The following is a 20,794-nucleotide window of genomic DNA, read 5'->3' on the forward strand; positions in this document are numbered from 1 at the left end:
CAACTCCAAGCCAGCGGGGGCAGCCTAGTCTCCGCGGAAGAAATCCCTGAGCTGGGTGGCGATGGCGGCGGCGGAAACCTGGTGGGTCTGGCCGTCGAGGACGCGGTGCTCGCTGCCGGGAACGGCGGCCGCGATGGTCTGTTGCCCCTGCGCCATGGGGTCCGCGGCCTTGCCGCCCACCATGACCAGGGTGGGCACGGTGATGGTGCGGAGCCGATCGACGGGGGCCACGAAGTTGTTGGTCACCCGGGTTTCGTAGGGCAGGGTGTTCGCCGCCGCCGTCTGCTTCTTCCACACCCCCGGCATGAGGCGCAGCATGTAAGGGAGGAACGCCGGCGCCCCCACCATCTTGACCAGGAAGTAGGACACGGCGTTGCCGCGCTTGCCGTCCCGAAGCAGCGCCTCGAGGTGCTCGCGGTGGCTCCCCGGTGTCCCGTCGGCGCCCTGGACACCGGTGTAGGGCGCCTCATACGTGGCCAGGCCGCGCATTGGAACTCCCGCCGCGGCAGCCTCGAGGGCCAGCGCGGCGCCCGAAGAGATCCCGTAGACATAAGGATTCCCGCCGGCCTCGTTCAGCACGGCCTGGAGGTCCTCGATTTCCCGCTCGGGAGCGTACGGCAGGGTCTCGCCGCTGTCCCCGCGCCCGCGCCGGTCGTAGAAGTACACCGTGAAGGCATCCTTCAGTTCGTTCGCCAGGGCGCGGGAGGGCCCGAAGTTGCGGCCGCAGAAGGCTCCGTCCACCAGGACCAGGCTGGGTCCAATCCCCATCCGCTCCACGCTGAGGGAGGTGCCGTCGGGCGACAGAACGCTGACGACGGTGCCGGTTTCCTGGGTCTTGGTCATCGCGGTGCTCCATTCAGAGGCGGTTCATGTAGGTGCGTCAAGGGTGTCGGGTCAGGCTAGCGGGTCAGGCCGCCAGATGGAACGTGTCCGCGAAGCGGCGCAGGAGGTTCCCTTGTCCGCGCAGCACCTGGACCACGCCGCTCTCGATGGCGCGGTCGGGGGCGAGTTCGCCGGCGATAAGCCGCCGGATGCCCGGTCCGCTGGCGAACGCCAGGTCGGCCGCGCCGTCGCCACGCCGGACGTCCAGGCTGGGTCCATCCACCCGGATCAGGAGTTCGGTGGAACCGAAGTGCGCCGCGTAGGCGGTGGCCGGCAGGGTGGCGGCCACGTCCGGCCGGAACGTGGTGCGCAGGTCCATGGTCATTGAATCGGGGGTGATGATTTGCTCCTCGCGGGGATCGCCCATGGCCTTGAAACCCCAGGCGCCCAGGGCGAGGATCACGGGTTCAAGCTCGCGGCCGTACGGCGTCAGTTCGTAGACGATCACCCGGGAGCGGGGAGCCCGCCGGATGACGCCGGCAGCCTGGAGCTCCTTGAGCCGCGCCGCCAGGATGTTGGTGGGGATGCGGGGGAGCCCGGCGGCGAGCTCCCCGTAGCGGCGCGGCCCCACCAGCAGGTCGCGGACAATCAGGAGGGCCCACCGCTCGCCAACGATCTCCATGGCCTGCGTAATCCCGGAGTACTGCCCGTAATCGCGTGCGGCCATGGACCTCAGGCCTGCTGGTTGATGAAGGCTTCGGGTCCCTGTTGCGCGGCCGCCGGGTCCATGTAGCCGAATTCCAGGATGTTGCCGTCCGGGTCCGTGAGCTGGCGCTGGTACATGAAGCCGTAATCGGATGCGGGCTGCGCTTCGGAGCCCCCGGCCGCGAGTCCGCTGGCCACGGTGGAGTCCACTGCATCCCGGCTGTCCAGGAAGATCGCGGTGGTGGCCGATACCGTGGCGGATGGGTCGCCGATGGGACGCTCGCTGAAGGTCTGGAAGTACTCGCGGACCAGGAGCATGAAGTAACTGTGCTCTTCCTCCACCACCACGCAGGCGGCGTTGTGGTCCGTGAAGAGGGGGTTGATGGTGAACCCTACCGCCGTGTAGAACGCCTTGGCGCGCTCCAGGTCGGTCACCGGCAGGTTGACGAACATTGCGGTCATCATGGTCTCTTTTCCAAGGGGTTGGTGCGGATAAGGCTGATACTTGCAAAAAACAAGTGGACCGTCAATACCCGAGTTATCCGCCCGCGCTTCGCACCGATGCGGATACCCCCCCCGACTCGCTTACTCCCCGCCGACGCGCATATTCCATGGCGCGACTCGAATGTGGGCCGCGGAGGGGAAGGTGCGCGTCGAAAACGGGGGTGCGTCGCTAGGGAGGGTGGGCCGCTGAGGGGAAGGTGCGCGTCGAAAACAGTGGTGCGCGTCGATAAGGAGGGCGGGCCGCGGAGGGCAAGGTGCGGGTCGGAAATGTCGGCCGGACAATGATGGCGGCGCGGATACTCCCCGCCGACGCGCATATTCTTCCGCGCGACTCGAATGTGGGCTGCGGAGGGGAAGGTGCGCGTCGCTAAGGAGGGTGGGCCGCGGAGGGGAAGGTGCGCGTCGAAAACGGCAGCGTACGACGGCGGCACGCGGCCCACGCAGTGCGGCCCACGCACGACGGCGGCCCGCACCTCAGCGGTCAGCCCCGGTCAGTCCGGTGCCAGGGGGAGCGCCAGGGGGAGCGCCAGCCGCATGGTGGTTCCCCCGGGCCCGGTGCGGGCCACCTCCACGGTCCCGCCGGCCGCCGTCGCGATGTCGCGGACCAGGGCCAGGCCAATGCCGAAGCTTCGGCGGCCCCCGTCCCCGTCCAGTCCCGGGGCACGGACAAACCGGTCAAAAATCCGGCCCGGGTCCACGCCGGTAATCCCGGAGCCGGTATCCGCCACCAGGATCACCGCCCGGGACCCTTCAACAGAGCAACTGATGGCCACCCGGCCGCCGGAAGGAGTGTGGGCCAGCGCGTTGTCCGCGAGTGCCAGGACCGCCCGCCGCATCGAACCGGGGTCCACCCGGACCAAAGCCTGGCCGCCACTGGAGAACTCCACGGAGACACCCTGCTGCCGGGCCAGATCCTGCAGGCTTTCGCTGACGGACCGGGCAGCAGAGGCAGCATCGGCAGGCTCCGCGCCGGCGGAAGGTGCGGACGCCGTCGCGGCCAGGAGCAGTTCGTTGACGATCCCCGTCAGCGTGGCGGTGTCCTCCCGGATCCGCGCCAGGGCCTGCGCGGATTCTGACCCCGGCTCGGCTTTGCGCTGGGCCAGCTGGATGCGGGTGTCCAGGATGGCCAGGGGCGTGCGGAGTTCGTGGCTGGCGTCCTGGACAAAGCGCCGCTGCCGGGCCAGGGCCTCGCCGAGGGGCCGGATGGCGCTTCGCGCGCTGACCCACCCCACCACGCCGGCCAGCACAATTCCCGCCAGCCCGGCCAGGATCATCCCCTCGATCAGGTCCCTCGAATCGAGGTACGTGTAAGCCGGGGAGGAGGGCACCGAGGGGTGCGCCAGCTTGTTCATCAGGAACACGGTGGCGGCGGCGAGCAGCACCAGCACCAGGATGGCCACCCCGGCACTGATCCGCAGGGCGACCTTGAGCGACGCGCGGCGGAGGGTTTCCCTGTCCGGATCGGCAGGGGAAGGGGCTGCGGTCATGACGGGTCGCCGATCTGGTAGCCCACGCCGTGGACGGTGCGGATCACGGTCCGGGAAATCTTCCGGCGCAGGTGGTGGACGTAGGTGTCGATCACGCCGGGCTGGTCCGTGGACTGGAAGTGCGCGGCGAGCAGTTCATCGCGGGTGAACACCCTGCCGGGCTCGGCCGCGAGCGCCGCCAGGACTTCGGCTTCCTTGGCGGTCAGCGTCACCAGGTCCCCGTAGGGGGAGCGGACAGAGCGCGACGCCGGGTCGAACTCCCAGGTGCCGATCCCCACCGGTCCCGCGGGGGTACTGAAGGTCCGGGTCAGGGCGCGCAGGCGCGCGGCCAGCTCACCGGCGTCGAACGGTTTGGCCATGTAGTCGTTGGCTCCGGCGTCCAGCCCGCGGACCTTCTCGTCGGTTTCGCCCAGCGCCGTGAGGACCAAAATGGGCGTGCCGATGCCCTTGGACCGGAGCGCTGCGATGACGCCCAGGCCGTCCAGGATGGGCAGCCCGCGGTCAATGACCATCACATCCCAGGGCTGCGTGAGCCCCAGGTGCAGGGCCTCCTGCCCGGTGACCGCCAGCCGGACCCGGTAGTCCGGTTCCAGCAGTTCGGTGATGAGCGGGCCCAGGGCGGGGTCGTCCTCGGCGAGCAGCAGGGAGAGCCGGTCCGCAGGTGTCATGCGGCTATTCTGTCGTGCCGCCGTCCCGGCCGGAGGTGCTGGCTGCCGTGTCGAGCGATGACGCGGCGTCGGCTGCAGGGTCCGTGCCGTCGTCGTCCGTTGCCTGCTCCGCTGCGGCGCGGCGGTTCCTGCGCCGGTGCTTGAGGTACTCGATGCCCCACGGCACCACGGACACCAGGACCATGAGGATGGCGATCACGTCGATGTTCCTGGCGATGACCTCGTAGTGTCCCAGCCAGGTGCCCAGCAGTGTCACGGACGTGGCCCATGCCAGCGCGCCCACGATGTTCCACAGGGTGAATGCCTTGTGTCCGTAGCGGGCGGTTCCGGCGGTCAGCGGCGCGAAGGTCCTGATGATGGGTACGAAGCGGGCCAGGACGATCGCGGCGCCGCCGTGCCGGTGGAAGAAGTTCTCGGTGGCGGTGAGGTGGGCGGTCTTGAGCACCTTGGCGTCGTCCTTGAACCAACGGCGGCCGAATTTGCGGCCCAGGAGGAAGCCCACCTGGTCGCCGGCCACCGCGGCGGCCGTGACCACGCCGATCAGGACGGGCAGGGTGAGGTTCAGTTGCTGGTGCAGGAGCCCGGCGGTGAACAGCAGCGAGTCGCCGGGCAGGAACGGGAACAGGACGCCGGATTCGATGAAGACCATCACGGCGATGACGCCCAGCGCTGCCGGTCCGAACCCTTCCAGGAGGCTGGCCGGGTCCAGCAGGGACGGGGAACCGCTGGCGGTGGCGACGCCGGAAATGGCGTGGGCGGCGAGGATGGTGTGCACGGGGGTCCTTAGTGTCGGCTGGCAGGGGCGGTAAGCGCTGCGGGCAGGCGGTCCAGGAGCCGGGGGCCAAAACGGTTCCAGAGTCCGGCGAGCAGGACCACCGCGGCGCCTGCCGCCAAGAAGGAGGCAATCACATCGGTGGGGTAGTGCACCCCTACATATACCCGCGACCACGCAACAATCACGGGCAAGGCGGCGCCGGCTGCGGCCACGGGCTTGGACCAGCGGGTGCCGCGGCTCAGGAAGTACACCGCGAAGGCCAGGGCAACGGCGAAGGAAACGTGGCCGCTGGGGAAGCTGTTGGAGCCGGTTTCCGGGGCCAGGGGGTCGTAGAGCAGGCCGGGGTTGGGCCGCTGCCGGGCGATGATGAGCTTGAAGACCTCGCTGGCCACCCAGCCGGAGCACGCCGTGAGCCCGAACGCGATCGCCTTCGGGAAGTCGCGGTGCACCAGCCAGAGGACCAGGGCGATCGCCGCGATGATGCACACGCCTGCCACGGGAGCGAACAGCACGTTGATCACCATGGCTATGGCGGTCAGCGCGGCCACGTGGTGCTGGCTGAGGTCCTGGTCCACGTGCAGCTCGGCCGTGGTTTCGCCGGGCGTCAGCTGCACCGTCAGGCCCAGGGCGACGACGGCGGCGCACAGCAGCACGCCCAGCAGCACCCAGTGGCGGGGCTGGGGGAGCGCGGGGAACTGGGTGCCGGCAGCAGCGCGGGTGCGGGGCGTTGCAGTCTCATGGCGGTCATGGGCGGGCTGGTGCACGAAAATCCTTCGGGGGTCCGGCGGTGGACAGGGTTCTGTCCTGGTCTCTGCTTCGATCGTCCCGCACAGTTCCTAAGAAAGGCTTAAGAAACGTGCCCCGCCGGTGTGCACTGCGGCCTGGTCCTGGCGCTGGCGACGCGCATATTCCCCTCCGCGGCGCAGGTTCCGTGGCGAACCGAATATACGGGGTGCACAGAGGAATCTGCGCGTCGAAACTGCAGCCGCGCGTCGAAATCGGCACCTGCGCGTCGGAACCGCAGCCGCGCGTCGAAATCGGCAGGAACGCACGACGACGGCCCGCACCCTGGGCGGCCACGGCACCAATTCCGGCCCTGGTCCTGGCGACGCGCATATTCCTCTCCGCGGCGCAGGTTCCGTGGCGAACCGGATATACGGGGTGCGGAGAGGAACCTGCGCGTCGAAATTGCAGCCGCGCGTCGAAAAAGCCGGGATCAGTTGGCCACCGTGAACGGAACCACCGTCACCCCGGAATTCGTGGACCCCAGCTTGTTGTCCCGGCAGGACGTGCGAAGGTGCAGCTTGTGCACGCCGTTGGCCAGGGTCCTGGTGTCGATCGCGATGGGCGCCGAACCGAAGGATCCCCGCCCGTAGGGGCCGGCTGAATCCCACAGCACGGTTCCGGGATTGGGCGGATCGGCGTGGAAGTCGGGGTCGATCGAGATGAAGGAGTGCGTTGCCGGGAGTGATCCGTTGGGATGGGTGCTCAGGCCTACGGCGGGAGTCCAGACGCCGGACACCGGGGCGTCGGGAATCGGGACGCTGCGGACCGAGGCCTCGCAGTACCCGGAGTGGGTGTACCAGCCCTTCCCGCGCAGGAACGGGTACCGGGCGGCGTCGGACCGGGACTTTCCGTTCTGGATGTCGGTTTGCCAGTTGAGGCTTGCCCGCATTTCGTTGCCGTTCGGCTCCGGTACGAACGCGCGGAGGTGCACCTCCTGCAGGCCCGAATGGCTGAATGCCGAGAGGGGCCGCGAGAATGTCAGCCAGCGCTCGCAGGTTCCACTGCACACAAAGTCGCCGCCGCCCGCGCTGGACGGGCCGGGGCAGGCGAAGTCGGCCGCCGCGGCCCGCAGGTAGCACTTCTGGACCGCGGTTTCGCCGCTGGACGTGAGGAACACCATCGAGACGTAGTCGGCCGTGCCGGGGTTGTCGTGGAGGACCACCCGCACGTTCACGGTGAAGTTGCCGGAACTGATGGTCTCGCGCTCGGGAATGCAGGCCCCCAGGTGGACGTGGCCGTTGTTGGTGACGGAGTTGTTGGCCTGGTCGGCGTCCGGCATCCACCAGGACTGGGCGTCCACGAATTGCCGGGTTTCCGCGTAGGACGTGCCGTCGGCGGGAGGTGCCCCGATGCACGGTCCGGCTGCGGCCCGGGCGGCGCTGGCGCCCAGGGCGGGCATGGCGACGCCCGTCAAAGCAACGGCAATAAGCAGGGCCAGGAACCGTCTCATGACGATCCACCTTCCAACGGTGTCTGTCGCTATATGGGGTGGCGCACCCGCGCTGTGATATCTGTCAGGGCCAAATAAGGCGTGGTCATTGTATGCCCGGGATCAGAGGCAGACCAGAGTTGACATAGTGCTGGCGCCCCCACGCGGGGAGGGGATTCGGCGGTGATGCACGACGACGGCCCCTCCCACGTGCCCCCGGCCCCCGCCCGCGACGCGCATATTCCCTTCCGCGGCGCACATTCCTTCTCGCGCCGCATCTTCGAGGGTCGCAAAGGAAAGTGCGCGTCGAGAATGGCAAGGCGCGTCGTCGGCGCTCCGCGTGGCTGCGCCGCTCCCGCAGAGGACGACGACGGCCCGCGCCATGTGCAGGACGTGATGGGGCGTTGGGGAAAAGGTGGCAGGACGTGATGGGGCGTTGGGAAAAAGGTGGCAGGACGTGATGGGGCGTTGGGGAAAAGGTGGCAGGACGTGATGGGGCGTTGGGGGAAAGGTGGCAGGACGTGATGGGGCGTTGGGAGGGCAGCCGGGCGGCGCATACGAAAAGAGGGCGGCACGCTTGACGCCCGCGCGCGCTCCCGCATATCCTGAACGAACGGTCGGTAAATAATTCCGAGACGCCCGACAGGTCTTTGCATAGGAGCAACCATGGCAGCGCAGAACTTGCAGTCAGTGCCGGCTGAGCTAACCCCGGAAGAGGACGCCGCAGGCCAGGCCCACTTTGACCGGATCATCGCGGAGGACTCGCGGATCGAGCCCCGCGACTGGATGCCGGCGGCCTACCGCAAGACCCTCCTGCGCCAGGTCTCCCAGCACGCGCACTCCGAGATCATCGGCATGCAGCCGGAAGCCAACTGGATCTCCCGCGCCCCCAGCCTGAAGCGCAAGGCCATCCTCATGGCCAAGGTCCAGGACGAGGCCGGCCACGGCCTCTACCTCTACTCGGCCGCCGAAACCCTGGGCCAGTCCAGGGACAAGATGATGGACGACCTCATCGCCGGCAAGGCCCGCTACTCCAGCATCTTCAACTACCCGGCCCGCACCTGGGCGGACATGGGCGCCATCGGCTGGCTGGTGGACGGCGCAGCCATCTGCAACCAGGTCCCGCTGTGCCGCGCCTCGTACGGCCCGTACGGCCGCGCCATGGTGCGCGTCTGCAAGGAAGAGTCCTTCCACCAGCGCCAGGGCTTCGAGATCCTCCTTGAACTCTCCAACGGCACCCCCGAGCAGAAGCAGATGGCGCAGGACGCCGTGAACCGCTGGTACGCGCCGGCCCTGATGATGTTCGGCCCGCCGGATGACGATTCCCCCAACTCCAAGCAGTCCATGGCCTGGAACATCAAGCGGTTCAGTAATGATGAGCTCCGCAGCCGGTTCGTGGGCATGATGGTGGAGCAGGTCAAGGTCCTGGGCCTCACCCTCCCCGATGACCAGATCCGCTTCAACGAGGACACCAAGAAGTGGGAGCACGGGCCGCTGGACTGGGAAGAGTTCCACGAGGTCCTGGCCGGCCGCGGCCCCTGCAACGCCCAGCGCCTTGAGCGCCGGAGGTCAGCGCACGACGACGGCGCCTGGGTCCGCGAGGCAGCAGCCGCCTACGCAGCAAAACAGTCAAAGAAGACGAAGGAATACGCAGCATGAGCCCCCACGGCAACCCGGAAACCCCCGCCAGCTCGGCCACCGAGATCAACCGCGAAGCCCCCAAAGTTTCCCCGGCCCCTGACCACCATGACCGCTCCACCTGGGGCCTCTGGGAGGTCTTCGTCCGGTCCAGCCGTGGCCTGAGCCACGTCCACGCAGGGTCCCTCCACGCCCCGGACGCCGCCATGGCCCTCCGGAACGCACGCGACCTCTACACCCGCCGCAACGAGGGCGTCTCCATCTGGGTTGTCCCGGCCGACGCCATCGCCGCCAGCGATCCCGATTCCAAGGGCTCCTTCTTCGAGTCGCCCCAGGGCAAGGACTACCGGCACGCCACGTACTACACCAAGAGCGAGGGGGTGAAGCACCTGTGAGCGAAGCCAGCGCATCCGCTACAAGGATCACCCCCGGCAACGCCCTCCGTCCGGAGGACATCGCGCTCGAGGTCAAGACGGGCCTCGCGAAGCCCAGCGAAGATGTCGCCGAGTACGCCCTCCGGCTGGGCGACGACGCCCTGATCCTCGCCCAGCGCCTGGGCCACTGGATCTCCCGCGCACCGGAGCTGGAGGAGGACATCGCCCTCGGCAACATCGCACTGGACCAGCTGGGCCACGCCCGCAGTTTCCTCACTTACGCCGGCGCCGGCATGCCCAAGGAGGACGGCACCCCCAAGTCGGAGGATGACCTGGCCTACTTCCGCCGCGAGAACGAGTTCCGCAGTGTCCAGCTGTTCGAGCAGCCCAACGGGGACTTCGCGGCCACCATCGCCCGCCAGTTCGTGGTGAGCTACTACCAGTACGAGCTCTACCGCCGCCTCACCGAATCCACGGACGCCACCCTGGCCGCCGTCGCCGCCAAGGCCGTGAAGGAAGTGGACTACCACCGCGACCACAGCGCCCAGTGGGTCCTTCGCCTCGCCGGCGGCACCGACGAATCCCGCACCAGGATGATCCACGGCCTGCGCACCATGTGGCCGTACGTTGCGGAACTGTTCCGCGACGACGAACTGACCGAACGGCTCGCCCAGGCGGGTGCCGCCGTCGCGCCTTCCAGCCTGCGGGAAGACTTTGACCGCCTCACCGCCGAGGTCCTGGACGAGGCCGAGCTGGAGGTGCCGGACGTGCCCGCAGCCCCGGGCGGCGGCCGGCAGGGCAAGCACTCGGAATACCTGGGCTACATCCTCGCGGAGATGCAGGTCCTGGCCCGCGAGCATCCCGGAGCGAGCTGGTGACCGTGTACATCTCGGACTTCGAATCCCGCACCCGCACCCCGCAGCAGGATGCGTGGGACATTGCGGCAACCGTGGTGGACCCGGAGATCCCGGTGCTCACCATCGCGGACCTGGGCATCCTGCGGGACGTGCAGGTCACGGACAACAAAGTTACCGTCACCATCACGCCCACGTACTCGGGCTGCCCGGCCATGGACGCCATCCGGGACGACCTCTACACCGCCTTCGCCAAGGAGGGCTACGAGGACGTGCACGTGGACCTGGTCCTCTCCCCGGCGTGGACCACTGACTGGATGACCGAGTCCGGCAAGCAGAAGCTGCAGGAGTACGGCATCGCCCCGCCCAGCGGCAACTCCCGGGCCGGCGGCCATTCCGGCCCCATCCGGGTGAGCCTGGCCGTGAAGTGCCCGCAGTGCAACAGCCTCAACACCAAGGAACTCACCCGCTTCGGTTCCACGTCCTGCAAGGCCCTTTATGTGTGCCAGGACTGCAAGGAACCGTTCGACTACTTCAAAGTCCTGTAAGGAAGCCCCCATGCCTGTTGTCCGCCAGACCGCCGCCGAAGAGGCTGAGGTGACCGGCCGCCGTCGTCCGTCCTTCCACACCCTGGCCGTGAAGGAGGTGCGCCGGCTCACCGATGACGCCATCGAGGTCGCCTTCCACGTACCGGCTGAGCTCGCCGGCAAGTTCGACTACCTGCCCGGCCAGTACGTGGCCCTGCGCACCACGCTGCCGGATGAGAGCGGCGAGCCGAAGGAAATCCGCCGCAGCTACTCCATCTGCGCCGAGCCGCGCAGCTTCGCGGACGGCACCAGCGAGATCCGCGTGGCCATCAAGAAGGACCTGGGCGGGCTGTTCTCCACGTGGGCCAACGCCGAGCTGAAGGCCGGGGACACCCTGGACGTGATGAGCCCCATGGGCGCGTTCGTGTCCAAGCACGGCCGCGACGGCGTGGCCGTGGACCAGAACGTTATGAACTCCATGAACCACCCGGAGGACCTGGCCGGGGAGGCCGGGAACTTCGTGGCCATCGCCGCCGGATCCGGCATCACCCCGGTGATCGCCATCGCCCGGACGCTGCTGGCCGCCAATCCGGACACCCGGTTCGACCTGATCTACGCCAACAAGGCCGCCATGGACGTGATGTTCCTGGAGGAGCTGGCAGACCTGAAGGACAAGTACCCGCAGCGGCTGGCCATCCACCACGTGCTGAGCCGGGAGCAGCGGATCGCGCCGCTGCTGAGTGGCCGGATCGACGCCGAGAAGCTGCAGCAGCTGCTGGGCACCGCCCTGCACGCGGACGATGTGGACGAGTGGTTCCTGTGCGGCCCGTTCGAGCTGGTGCAGCTGTGCCGGGACACCCTGGCCGAGCGCGGGGTGAAGCCGGAGAACGTCCGGTTCGAGCTGTTCACGTCCGGCAAGCCGGACCGCCCGGAGGGCCAGGCCGGCCGTCCCGTCATAGTGGACGAGTCCAAGGAAACGTACAAGATCACGTTCAAGCTGGACGGCCTGCAGGGCGAGGTGGCCAGCCCCACGCACGCCCGCGAGTCCATCCTGAACGCGGCGCTGCGGGTCCGCCCGGACGTACCGTTCGCGTGCGCCGGCGGAGTGTGCGGCACCTGCCGGGCCAAGGTGGTCACCGGCACCGTGACCATGGACGAGAACTACGCGCTGGAGCAGGATGAGCTGGACAAGGGCTACGTCCTGACCTGCCAGAGCCACCCCACCAGCAAGGAAGTCACGGTCGACTTCGACGTCTAATCCGTTTTCACCAGAAGGAGCCCCATGATTTCCCTTTCCATCAGCAACGGCATCGCCGAGGTCGTGCTGGACGCGCCGCACAAGCTGAACTCGCTCGATGAGCAGGCGCTGCGGGATTTAGCACAGGCGTACGACGACGCTGCTGCCGCCGCCTCGCGAGGTGAGGTGCGGGCGCTGCTGCTGAGGGGAGAGGGACGGGCCTTCTGCGCGGGCCGGGACATCGCCGGGGTCACCCCGGAGAACGACGACGCCGCCGCGTACCTGGGCGGGCTGGTGGAGCCGCTGCTGAAGAAGATGGCGTCCTTCCCTGCCCCCACCTTCGCTGCGGCGCAGGGCGCCTGCCTGGGCGTGGGGCTGGGGCTGCTGCTGGCCACGGACGTGGTGTACGTGGCGGAGAACGCCAAGTTCGGGTCGCCGTTCGCCAAGCTGGGGGCCACGCTGGATTCGGGCGGGCACTGGTACTTCACGGAGCGGCTGGGCATGCACCGTACGCTGGACCTGATCTACACGGCGGACCTGATCTCCGGTGCGGAGGCGGTGGCGCAGGGGATGTTCAGCCGTGCAATGCCTGCTTCTGATCTGTTGGACTCCACGCGGGCGATTGTTGGCCGCGTTGCTGCCGGCGCAACCGGTGCGTTCGTTGCCTCGAAGGAGCTGGTGGCGCACATCCGCGACCAGCGCCTGGGCCTGTGGCAGGCCATGCAGGAGGAAAACGAGGAGCAGGCACGCCTCTGCAAGACCGAGGATTATGCGGAGGGTTTCCGTGCGTTCCAGGAGAAGCGCGAGCCGAAATTCTCGGGTTCATCACGGTAAATGAGCCCGTCGACTTCTGCCTCGATTGCCCGTCTCTCCATCAAATTTGTTAAGGTTCAGCTATGACTACGGGGAAAGCTATTACCAAAGCCGTCATTCCTGCTGCCGGATTGGGAACACGCTTCCTGCCCGCCACCAAGGCAATGCCGAAGGAAATGTTGCCGGTGGTTGACCGCCCGGCCATCCAGTATGTGGTGGAAGAAGCGGTGGATGCAGGCCTCACGGACCTGCTGATGATCACGGGCCGCAACAAGCGCGCCTTGGAGGACCACTTCGACCGCGAGCCCGGCCTGGAGGCCGCCCTTGAAGCCAAGGGGGACAAGGACAAGCTGGGCATGGTGGAGTACGCCTCCAATCTGGGCCCCATCCACTATGTCCGCCAGGGCGAGGCCAAGGGCCTGGGCCACGCTGTACTCTGCGCGCAGCAGCACGTGGGGGACGAGCCGTTTGCCGTGCTCCTGGGTGACGACCTCATTGACGAGGCCGAGGACCTGCTGAGCACCATGATGGAGGTGCAGCAGAAGACCGGCGGTTCCGTAATTGCGTTGATCGAGGTTGATCCTTCGCAGATCAGCGCTTACGGCTGCGCAGACATCACTCCTGTGGACGGCGAGGATTACGTCCGCGTCAACAGCCTGGTGGAGAAGCCGGCTGTGGGGGAGGCGCCGTCCAACCTGGCCGTGATCGGCCGTTACGTGCTGCACCACAGCGTGTTCGATGTCCTGGAGAAGACTGAGCCGGGCCGCGGCAACGAGATCCAGCTGACTGACGCCCTGCAGACCCTGGCTGCCGGCGAGGGCGATGGTTCCGGCGTCTACGGAGTGGTCTTCAAGGGCCGCCGTTACGACACCGGTGACAAGCTGAGCTACCTGAAGGCCGTCATCACCCTCGCGTCCGAGCGCGTGGAGTTCGGTGAGGACCTGAAGACCTGGATGAAGAGCTTCGTCGGATAAGTTCTCGCTTTAGCGCTTCTGGGAGGCCTGCTGCCGAAAGGCGGCGGGCCTCCCTTTTTTCGTGGCCAGTGTGGCCAGCAGGGCGCCAATGACAGCGCCTGACGTGTTGGTCACGATATCTGACGGGCTTGCAAAGCGGTCGTGAAGAAACAGCAGCTGCCCCAGCTCAATGCAACCGGAAATCAACAGTCCAAACGCCCCAATTTGCCACCAGTGTTTCGCCGGAAATGCGAGGGCAGCTACAAACCCAACCGGCATGAAAAGGGCAACGTTGGCCGACGCTTCGACGAATTTGTAATTGAACCAGCTGGGCACGCCATGCCGGTGGAGAAACTGCAGGACGGCTGAGAGTTGGCCTGCAACGGGCTGATCCACGGGGGTTGGCCAGAAAGCGATCAGCGCCAGGGGCACCACCATGGCCGCGAGGATCAATTGCCACAGCCGGTGGTTGTGAAGGTGTTTCAAAAAGGGCCTCAGGACGTCCGCAGAAGGGCCAGTGCGGCTGTGCCCAGGGCGCAGGCCGCGAGGAGAACCAGGAGGGCGTAGGCCATCACCTGTGGCCTGGGGAGTGGCACGGAAAAGTCGTACTCTCTCGGTGCTTTGCGCCAATGTCTCCCCATAGCCCTAATAGTTACCACAAAAGCATTGGTGATTGAGTTTGTTGAACTCAAGGTTGCGGGAACCCGCACCGTCCCCAAAGCAAAAGGTGGGTGCATCTCCGTTTCCGGAGATGCACCCACCTTCGTTGGGGCTAAGAAGCCTTATGCCTAGGCGGAAACCTCAGCCTTGGCGCGGCGGCGAACCACCACAACGGAGGTCGCACCGGCGGCCAGTGCGCCTGCGCCCACCAAGGTCCACAGGATCAGGCCGGAGTCGGCGCCGGTGTTGGCCAGGCCGCTGCCGGTGTTCGCCAGTGCCGAGTTGCCGTTGGCAACCAAAGCTGCAGGCGTGACCTTTACGACGACGGGACCCACTGTGACGCCAGAAGTCTGCCCGGTTGCCGTGATGGAGTAGGTGCCCGGTTCGTTGATTGCGATGGGCAGCGCCACGGCGCCCTGGGCGTCAGCCTGGGCGGTGAGGGTCTGAGCCTCGGCTACAACATTGATACGGGCCGCAACTGCACGGCTGCCGGCGATGTTGGCGCCGTTGGAGGCGGGAGCCTGGCCGGGCGTGACGCGGATGATGAGGCGTTCGCCGGCGAGGAAGCCCTGGCCGCGGAAGACGAAGGTTTCACCCGGTCCAACGGTGCCGTCGGAAACAGCTGCCTGCGGCGGAAGTGCCGGGTAGGTTGCGGCCATGGCAGGCGCGGAACCGATGAGTGCGATGGAGCCCGCAAGTGCGAGTGCGGCGAGTGTTTTCTTCATGTGTGTCCCCCCGGAGACGTTTAAGTTTTGATACCCGATTTTGGGGAGATGACCCCTCCGCACGAGACCATGTGCAGAACCACGGATAGATATCCCAGATAGAACATATCATCCTTGATCGCTGTTACCAACCTCAATCCAATCGGTTTACATAGTGTTAATGCGAGCGTCACTGACCTTGATCGCAGGTGGCACTTTCCGTTGGAAGGATTACGTCCTTTACATGCTGAACGGTGGGTGTGACAGCCAAGTCAGGTTCTGTGTGTTGGGCGATCTTCCCGAAGGTGAACTCCAGTGTTTTCGTTTCGCCTGGGGCGAGTTGCTGGGCAACAACAGCTACGGGTCGGTTCGCATGAAGATAGGGTGCGAATGGGGTCTTCTGGCCGTCGACGGTTGCAAATTCCACATTGGCCTGAGCGGGTCCATAGGCAACGATGTTTGTCTGTACCGTGCCGGGAGCGACACCAAAGGCGCCTCCACCCGTGACATACACCGGTAAGGAAACGGCGGCGTCAGCAGGTGCCGTATTAGTGCTGCTAACCCGAACTTTCGTCTGCTGGTAACCGTCCGCCGGACACTCCTTGACAAGCTGGACGGTGCGCTTCACGTAGTAGTCCATTTTGGCCCCAGTGCCGTCATTGAAGTAGACACCAAACTGAGCGGGGGGCACACTGGGCCCAGAAATTGAGCCGCTCACCGGGTACTTCGCGATTACGGATTGCTCGGTAGTGGTACTCGACCAGACCAGCAGACGTCCCTCCTCGGCGCCTTGAGTAAGACCGGCAAGAATCCCCTTCGCTTCGCCTTTCCCTTCGGAGAGAGCAGAAAATACTTCCTTAGCGACACCTGCAAAGTACACATCCTGGAGTTTTGGCTGCTCGATTTTTGAGTAAACGTAGTTCAGGAGAGTTGGCACCACATTACCTTCCGTCAACTCCGTTGGCATGCCGAGTGCTTTGACGGCGGCTAGCTCTGGGCCATTGACCGCCACAGGTCCCGTCGCTTTCAAAATGTAACTCAACAGCACTGGATCAACTGAGATCACGCCGTCTACATGCTGGCCTGTCTTCCTCTCCCACATGCTTTGGGCGCTAGTAGCAGCCGTAGGGAAGTCAGGAGTCAGGTTCACATCCTGCATGTATTTTCCAATCCGAGCAGAGTAGATTTGCTGTTGCTGGGGGTCCACTGGCAGGACCGGATTCATGGTACCGACCTCCCCGGCGCTGCTCTGAGTCCCAAGCGAGAGCTTTCCGTTATCGAACGCCAAGATTGCCAGTGCCCCAGGGATACCCCCAGACGCACGCGCTTCACTGTTGTTTTGGATGACGAGGAGATACTTCCGTGGTCCTTTTGCCCCTAGCATGTCCGGCGCAATTTGAGAAACATCAGCGGCAGCCTCCAGAGCAGACGTCACCTCGCGCAGTTGATTCCTGACATCCGTTAGCGGCTGTGCGACCTGCGGTACCAATCCGGTTGCGTCAATTTTACTAAGTCTATTTTCGGAGAGACGGACTGCACGTGCGGCAGACACCACACTGGACGACGCTGACTCCAGTGGTGCGAGATCTGTCCCTACTCTGCTGGGAAGCAGGCTTTCCCAGTGCAGGGAACCGTAAACCCTTACTAAAGGCTGCATGCCCAAAGTGGCTACGTCGTCGGCGGAGCGTGCGACTTCTGTAATCGCACCGAGATTCGCGCCCAGCAGGGGGACAGTGCTGGCTAGTGTCCATATTGGATCCTCTACAGCCGCTCTCGCAGCTGAAGTTTTGGCGCGGACCGACTCCACTGTCTGGCCGGCCCGTTCGGAATCGCCGGTCGCTACCTCTTGCTTTACCGTGCTGATGAGTTTCGAGGCAGATTCGAGGTTTTCCCGTACTGTCATGGCCTTCGCGCCAAGCCAGAGCCCCGTCACTCCAAAAATGAGTATAAGCACTGAACACCAAAGAACAATTATGCGCGGGCGGTTTGATGGTTTCTTTCGGCGCGAAGCCCGGGCGGGAATTTGCTGGTAGGAGTTGTCGGGATAGCTGTCAACATCTTCAGCCATGTTGAAGAGCCCCTATACCATGCCTTCTATTTTTTACGTCGGGCATCAACAAGTCAGTACGCTCCTGAGCTTCGAAGAACGGCCTTTATGGTCTTGAATAGTATGACCACGTCGCCCATGAGGGACCAATTTTCAACGTAGTACAGGTCAAGCCTGATGCTCTCCTCCCAGCTGAGATTCGACCGGCCACTCACCTGCCATAGGCCGCTCATCCCTGGACTAACGTATAAGCGACGATGAGCAGCATCATCGTACAGTGCTACCTCGGCTTCGCGCTGAGGACGCGGTCCGACGAGGCTCATGCTCCCGCCCAGAACATTGAATATCTGCGGAAGTTCATCAAGAGAGTATTTGCGCAAGAATCTGCCTATGGGAGTGATCCGAGGATCATTCGTGACCTTGAATAGCGGAGTATCTGCTGAACCCTGAGCTTTGAGTAACTTGTCTAACTCTCTGTCAGCATCAACAGTCATCGATCTGAACTTCAACATATTGAATGAAGAGCCACGGAGCCCAATGCGTTCCTGTTTATAGAACAATGGTCCAGGAGAACTTAGACGGACCAAAATCGACACGATGACAAACACCGGAGAAAGTAGTAGGACTAAAAGCCCTGAAAGTACTAAATCGAACGCCCTCTTTGCGACCCTTTTTCCGCCCGTGAGCTTTGGTGTTGACACGTGAATGAGGGGGAGTCCGGCGACCGGTTGGGTGTGAATGCGGGGGCCAGCAATATCCGTTAATGCTGGTGCAAGAATCATTGCAATATCCTTGGAGGCTAGTTCCCAGCCCAAACGCCGCAGATCATGAGGATTGAGTGGTGCGCCAGCGGAGATTGCTACTGCATCAACTTTGGTTTTCAAAATCACCTGGATGATCGAATCGACATCCGCGTCAACGCCAGCAATGGGTATATCTAGGTCCCAGATTTGATTTTCGGAGGCTCCAGGAAGATGTGCCGCGACTGGAATATAGCCGGCCGCAGGAACACTTCGCAACGAACGTATCAGGTGTTCCGTCGAGGATCGGTTCCCAATCAGGAGAACCCGAGAAGCACTTCGGCCGTGGGCGCGCTCTACGCTAAGGTGCTGCCGAACAAGCCACCGTGCAATTAACAGCCCAAGAGCGCCGACGGGGAAAGCAAGGCCGACAAAACCCCGGGCCGTATCGATTCGTAGGGCGTATGAAAAAATCGCAACGAATCCGAAGAGCCACGCGGAAGCAGCGAAAACTCGCTTGTATTCTTCCGAGCCCGCCCCGAGAATGGTGGACTCCCGTGCGCCCCACAGTCCAAGCATCAGCCACCAAGCAGCGGTGATGCCGACGGAGAGTGCTATGTATTCTCCCTGGTGTGAAGCTAAGTCGACTAGTCCAAAGCGAATTACGAAAGCTCCGGCCACTGCCCATGTTACGACGCAAGCGTCAACAATCTGCAGGCGCCGCGAATATCTGCGGCGCCAGGGCTCTGGCTGGTCGACGTGTTCCACGATTCCCCCTCGTTCCGTGACCGCGTAACAGTCAGACGGTAGGGGTCTGGCTTGATTGAGCGTTACTGCGGGTAAAAAATTTACGTTTAATGCTCGGTGTGAAAATTTCACATCAAACTATGCGCTTGCACCACCGAAAGTAACCCAGTGGATCCGCCCCGGCGTCGCGTTTGTAATCATTCATCATGAATAGACGGTTTGATGGCGTGTTGTCGGGTCTGACGTGCGCGATAAGAACGGTGTCGTTGGGCAATTGGCGACGAAGGTGGGTCTCCGCTGTCCGGAGCATCTGGCCTCCCAACCCTCGTCCTCGGAAACTAGGGTTCAGGGCTATGGATAATTCCCAGTCAGATTTGTTGCCTTCAACACGATCCACACGAACAGTGCCTATAAGTTCGGGCCCCGACTCTGCAATCAGCAATATTCGCTCAGGATTATGAAGAACGGAGTTGAGCCATGCCACATGTCGCTCCCATTGCAGCGGCCTTGTGTCACCCGAAACCTTGCGTACAGATTCGTCGTTACGCCATTCAAACAAGACGCTGGCATCGCTGGGGCGTGCTTCACGAACTCGAACAACGTCCTCGCTTAGCATTACATCCCACCAACTTGCGACGATTCGACGTGCACCATCGACATCCACGTCATATGCAGGGACACGATCTGAGCTTGCGCGGGCTAAGAGATCTTTGAATTTTAGGCGCAAAGATTCGGGGTCTTGCCGCATATTCGATACCGACCCAAGGCCAATCATTGCATCAGAGATTGCTAATTGATTGTAATTTTCGCGCTGGTTCTCGGCCTGCACGATGACTGCAGCCGGTACGCCAACAGCAGCTAGTTCCCAGACCGTGGTACCTGACGCAGTGATCACGGCGTCAATGTGCGAAAACAGGGAAACAACGTCCTCGGAAGGAAGTACCCAACGGATGTCCGCAGATTTGGGTGCCTGCGATCTCACAGGGATGGTTGGAACTACTGCGTAGCACGTCGAATCCGGAACGGCAGAACACCACAATTGAGCCAAATATTCTGTCGCGCCAGCTGCGTCTGTTCCTCCGAGAATCACGAGAATTTTGAAGCGACCTTCATCGTTTGAAGAATCTTGGAGCTTTCGGCTTCGTCGGGCTAAGGCAGCATCGAGCACACTAGCGCGTAGCGGGAGATAGGCTATTCCTCGCAGGTGGTTGGCGGAACTGAGCCCTGCCCTGAAGTGTTTCTCGGCTCCAGGAGTGGGATCGATAACTATGTCCGCAGGTCGAGCTCCAAATGAACCATCTTCTACATTTGAAAGGTGAACACCAATTTCTCGTAAAACTTCGTGCAACTGTGGCCCAGCAGTGTAGTCGTCACAGTGAACGAGATCGGCACCAATTTGTTTAGCCATTTTGGCAATCCCGGAATTGGTATCATCAAGCGGCAGAACGCGGAATCCCCTTGCGGACAAAGCGGCATGTGCGAAATCGCCGCTAAAACGGCCGCCAAAAGCTACGTCTATACCCGCAATTTTAGCTTGCTCTGCAATAGCAATAGACCTTATGAGGTGTCCTGCACCACCACTGGCGGAAACATTGCAGTTAAAAAGGACCTTCAAATCCTAGCCCTCCGAAACATCCTTCTGCCTGATGTCTTTATTAATCGCGGCTATTCGGGGATTATCTCCCAATATGTTTAAGATCTCCATCCACCCCACAACCCTGTCGCCAGTAAGGGAAGTGATTTCACTTAAAGCCTCGAGATCTTGCGGAGTATCCACCGTTAACCGGAGCTGAGAACGATCTGGACTCGTCACCAAGCCGAGTCTACTGAATTCGGACCCAGCAGCGTACAACATGCTTGTTACATGCGTACGGTGGTATCCCGTGGCCTTTTCCCTGAGTTCGAGAAGGGCAGACACTTTCACGCACTCAACGTCAAGTCCTCGCGGGAGCGTGCGGTAGAGAGTTGTAGCCACATAGTCCGTGTGATCGTTGTGGCGCCACATGCTTACCACCGCGTCTATTAGCGCAGGATCCAACATCGGGCAGTCGGCGGTTAGCCGGACGATCGCATCTGCTTTTGTGTGCTCGGCTGCGAGCAGGAATCTGTCCAAAACGTCGTTCAGGGATCCCCTGATGACGGAGATTCCACGAGTTTTGGCGTAATCGACGAGGATATCGTCGGAGGGGTCTTGAGAGGTTGCCAGTACAAGGTCGTCTATTTCGGCGCTACAAAGAGCGGCACGAAAAATCCAGTCCACAATTGGCCTATCGGCCAATCGCATCATGACCTTACCCGGGAGCCGAGAGGACGACATGCGGGCC

21 protein-coding genes are annotated in these 20,794 nt (G+C 63.6%); 7 read left to right on the forward strand and 14 right to left on the reverse strand.

Annotated elements, in window-relative coordinates:
* Positions 1-24: 24 nt before the first annotated feature.
* The 8 genes from NIBR502771_RS09510 to NIBR502771_RS09545 form a co-directional block, all read right to left on the reverse strand.
* Positions 25-843, reverse strand: a complete 819-nt coding sequence (locus NIBR502771_RS09510) for an alpha/beta fold hydrolase (RefSeq protein ID WP_141159545.1) — start codon at positions 841-843, stop codon at positions 25-27.
* A 64-nt stretch (positions 844-907) separates the two neighbouring features.
* Positions 908-1,549 carry a helix-turn-helix domain-containing protein gene (locus NIBR502771_RS09515; RefSeq protein ID WP_141159546.1) on the reverse strand — a complete coding sequence of 214 codons (642 nt, stop codon included), beginning with the start codon at positions 1,547-1,549 and terminating at the stop codon, positions 908-910.
* Positions 1,550-1,554: 5 nt separating this feature from the next.
* Positions 1,555-1,989, reverse strand: coding sequence for a VOC family protein (locus tag NIBR502771_RS09520; RefSeq protein WP_141159547.1), 435 nt, complete (start codon positions 1,987-1,989; stop codon positions 1,555-1,557).
* Between the two features lie 533 nt (positions 1,990-2,522).
* Positions 2,523-3,518: a HAMP domain-containing sensor histidine kinase gene (locus NIBR502771_RS09525; protein ID WP_141159548.1), complete on the reverse strand. Its 996-nt coding sequence runs from the start codon at positions 3,516-3,518 to the stop codon at positions 2,523-2,525.
* Positions 3,515-4,186, reverse strand: coding sequence for a response regulator transcription factor (locus NIBR502771_RS09530; protein ID WP_141159549.1), 672 nt, complete (start codon positions 4,184-4,186; stop codon positions 3,515-3,517). Before NIBR502771_RS09530 ends, NIBR502771_RS09525 begins: the two co-directional genes overlap by 4 nt.
* A gap of 4 nt (positions 4,187-4,190) precedes the next feature.
* Complete coding sequence (locus NIBR502771_RS09535; RefSeq protein ID WP_246839857.1) at positions 4,191-4,961, reverse strand: DedA family protein; 771 nt, start codon at positions 4,959-4,961, stop codon at positions 4,191-4,193.
* An 8-nt stretch (positions 4,962-4,969) separates the two neighbouring features.
* Positions 4,970-5,725 carry a phosphatase PAP2 family protein gene (locus NIBR502771_RS09540; RefSeq protein ID WP_246839858.1) on the reverse strand — a complete coding sequence of 252 codons (756 nt, stop codon included), beginning with the start codon at positions 5,723-5,725 and terminating at the stop codon, positions 4,970-4,972.
* A 452-nt stretch (positions 5,726-6,177) separates the two neighbouring features.
* A complete protein-coding gene (locus tag NIBR502771_RS09545; protein WP_141159550.1) occupies positions 6,178-7,197 on the reverse strand; it encodes a hypothetical protein in 1,020 nt (339 codons plus the stop codon).
* A 645-nt stretch (positions 7,198-7,842) separates the two neighbouring features.
* Between NIBR502771_RS09545 and paaA the strand changes: the two genes are divergently transcribed.
* The 7 genes from paaA to galU all read left to right on the forward strand — a co-directional run bounded on the left by paaA (position 7,843) and on the right by galU (position 13,593).
* On the forward strand, positions 7,843-8,835 hold the full coding sequence (gene paaA / locus NIBR502771_RS09550) for a 1,2-phenylacetyl-CoA epoxidase subunit PaaA (protein ID WP_141159551.1): 993 nt from the start codon (positions 7,843-7,845) through the stop codon (positions 8,833-8,835).
* Positions 8,832-9,209, forward strand: coding sequence for a 1,2-phenylacetyl-CoA epoxidase subunit PaaB (gene paaB / locus NIBR502771_RS09555; protein WP_141159552.1), 378 nt, complete (start codon positions 8,832-8,834; stop codon positions 9,207-9,209). The genes paaA and paaB overlap by 4 nt, the downstream gene beginning before the upstream one ends.
* Positions 9,206-10,066 carry a 1,2-phenylacetyl-CoA epoxidase subunit PaaC gene (gene paaC / locus NIBR502771_RS09560; RefSeq protein WP_141159553.1) on the forward strand — a complete coding sequence of 287 codons (861 nt, stop codon included), beginning with the start codon at positions 9,206-9,208 and terminating at the stop codon, positions 10,064-10,066. Before paaB ends, paaC begins: the two co-directional genes overlap by 4 nt.
* 2 nt (positions 10,067-10,068) lie before the next feature.
* Positions 10,069-10,590, forward strand: coding sequence for a 1,2-phenylacetyl-CoA epoxidase subunit PaaD (gene paaD, locus NIBR502771_RS09565; RefSeq protein WP_141161491.1), 522 nt, complete (start codon positions 10,069-10,071; stop codon positions 10,588-10,590).
* Between the two features lie 10 nt (positions 10,591-10,600).
* A complete protein-coding gene (gene paaE / locus NIBR502771_RS09570) occupies positions 10,601-11,827 on the forward strand; it encodes a 1,2-phenylacetyl-CoA epoxidase subunit PaaE (protein ID WP_141159554.1) in 1,227 nt (408 codons plus the stop codon).
* A 24-nt stretch (positions 11,828-11,851) separates the two neighbouring features.
* The gene (locus NIBR502771_RS09575) at positions 11,852-12,640 is read left to right on the forward strand and encodes an enoyl-CoA hydratase/isomerase family protein (protein WP_141159555.1); all 789 of its coding nucleotides are present in this window, start codon (positions 11,852-11,854) and stop codon (positions 12,638-12,640) included.
* Between the two features lie 62 nt (positions 12,641-12,702).
* The gene (gene galU / locus NIBR502771_RS09580) at positions 12,703-13,593 is read left to right on the forward strand and encodes a UTP--glucose-1-phosphate uridylyltransferase GalU (protein WP_141159556.1); all 891 of its coding nucleotides are present in this window, start codon (positions 12,703-12,705) and stop codon (positions 13,591-13,593) included.
* Positions 13,594-13,602: 9 nt separating this feature from the next.
* Here the strand turns inward: galU and NIBR502771_RS09585 are convergent, their stop codons facing one another.
* From NIBR502771_RS09585 to NIBR502771_RS09610, 6 genes are all read right to left on the reverse strand, one after another.
* A complete protein-coding gene (locus tag NIBR502771_RS09585) occupies positions 13,603-14,010 on the reverse strand; it encodes a VanZ family protein (RefSeq protein WP_168225734.1) in 408 nt (135 codons plus the stop codon).
* Positions 14,011-14,360: 350 nt separating this feature from the next.
* Positions 14,361-14,957 (reverse strand): LPXTG cell wall anchor domain-containing protein, encoded by a 597-nt coding sequence (locus NIBR502771_RS09590; protein WP_141159558.1) that lies wholly within the window; start codon positions 14,955-14,957, stop codon positions 14,361-14,363.
* A gap of 169 nt (positions 14,958-15,126) precedes the next feature.
* Positions 15,127-17,004 (reverse strand): DUF4012 domain-containing protein, encoded by a 1,878-nt coding sequence (locus NIBR502771_RS09595; RefSeq protein ID WP_246839859.1) that lies wholly within the window; start codon positions 17,002-17,004, stop codon positions 15,127-15,129.
* Positions 17,005-17,057: 53 nt separating this feature from the next.
* Entirely contained in the window at positions 17,058-18,491 is a 1,434-nt protein-coding gene (locus tag NIBR502771_RS09600; RefSeq protein WP_141159559.1) for a sugar transferase, read from the reverse strand.
* A gap of 112 nt (positions 18,492-18,603) precedes the next feature.
* Positions 18,604-20,085, reverse strand: a complete 1,482-nt coding sequence (locus tag NIBR502771_RS09605; RefSeq protein ID WP_141159560.1) for a bifunctional UDP-2,4-diacetamido-2,4,6-trideoxy-beta-L-altropyranose hydrolase/GNAT family N-acetyltransferase — start codon at positions 20,083-20,085, stop codon at positions 18,604-18,606.
* Between the two features lie 3 nt (positions 20,086-20,088).
* Entirely contained in the window at positions 20,089-20,787 is a 699-nt protein-coding gene (locus NIBR502771_RS09610) for a cytidylyltransferase domain-containing protein (protein ID WP_371706653.1), read from the reverse strand.
* Positions 20,788-20,794 lie beyond the last annotated feature (7 nt).

The organism is Pseudarthrobacter sp. NIBRBAC000502771, assembly GCF_006517215.1.
Classification (GTDB): Bacteria; Actinomycetota; Actinomycetes; order Actinomycetales; family Micrococcaceae; genus Arthrobacter; species Arthrobacter niigatensis.

What these genes read in the sequence shown, in the direction of transcription:
- NIBR502771_RS09510 (WP_141159545.1), bottom strand. Translation starts at nt 843, where the DNA reads ATGACCAAGACCCAGGAAACCGGCACCGTCGTCAGCGTTCTGTCGCCC.
- NIBR502771_RS09515 (WP_141159546.1), bottom strand. Translation starts at nt 1,549, where the DNA reads ATGGCCGCACGCGATTACGGGCAGTACTCCGGGATTACGCAGGCCATG.
- NIBR502771_RS09520 (WP_141159547.1), bottom strand. Translation starts at nt 1,989, where the DNA reads ATGACCGCAATGTTCGTCAACCTGCCGGTGACCGACCTGGAGCGCGCC.
- NIBR502771_RS09525 (WP_141159548.1), bottom strand. Translation starts at nt 3,518, where the DNA reads ATGACCGCAGCCCCTTCCCCTGCCGATCCGGACAGGGAAACCCTCCGC.
- NIBR502771_RS09530 (WP_141159549.1), bottom strand. Translation starts at nt 4,186, where the DNA reads ATGACACCTGCGGACCGGCTCTCCCTGCTGCTCGCCGAGGACGACCCC.
- NIBR502771_RS09545 (WP_141159550.1), bottom strand. Translation starts at nt 7,197, where the DNA reads ATGAGACGGTTCCTGGCCCTGCTTATTGCCGTTGCTTTGACGGGCGTC.
- paaA (WP_141159551.1), top strand. Translation starts at nt 7,843, where the DNA reads ATGGCAGCGCAGAACTTGCAGTCAGTGCCGGCTGAGCTAACCCCGGAA.
- paaB (WP_141159552.1), top strand. Translation starts at nt 8,832, where the DNA reads ATGAGCCCCCACGGCAACCCGGAAACCCCCGCCAGCTCGGCCACCGAG.
- paaE (WP_141159554.1), top strand. Translation starts at nt 10,601, where the DNA reads ATGCCTGTTGTCCGCCAGACCGCCGCCGAAGAGGCTGAGGTGACCGGC.
- NIBR502771_RS09575 (WP_141159555.1), top strand. Translation starts at nt 11,852, where the DNA reads ATGATTTCCCTTTCCATCAGCAACGGCATCGCCGAGGTCGTGCTGGAC.
- galU (WP_141159556.1), top strand. Translation starts at nt 12,703, where the DNA reads ATGACTACGGGGAAAGCTATTACCAAAGCCGTCATTCCTGCTGCCGGA.
- NIBR502771_RS09585 (WP_168225734.1), bottom strand. Translation starts at nt 14,010, where the DNA reads ATGGTGGTGCCCCTGGCGCTGATCGCTTTCTGGCCAACCCCCGTGGAT.
- NIBR502771_RS09590 (WP_141159558.1), bottom strand. Translation starts at nt 14,957, where the DNA reads ATGAAGAAAACACTCGCCGCACTCGCACTTGCGGGCTCCATCGCACTC.
- NIBR502771_RS09595 (WP_246839859.1), bottom strand. Translation starts at nt 17,004, where the DNA reads ATGGCTGAAGATGTTGACAGCTATCCCGACAACTCCTACCAGCAAATT.
- NIBR502771_RS09610 (WP_371706653.1), bottom strand. Translation starts at nt 20,787, where the DNA reads ATGTCGTCCTCTCGGCTCCCGGGTAAGGTCATGATGCGATTGGCCGAT.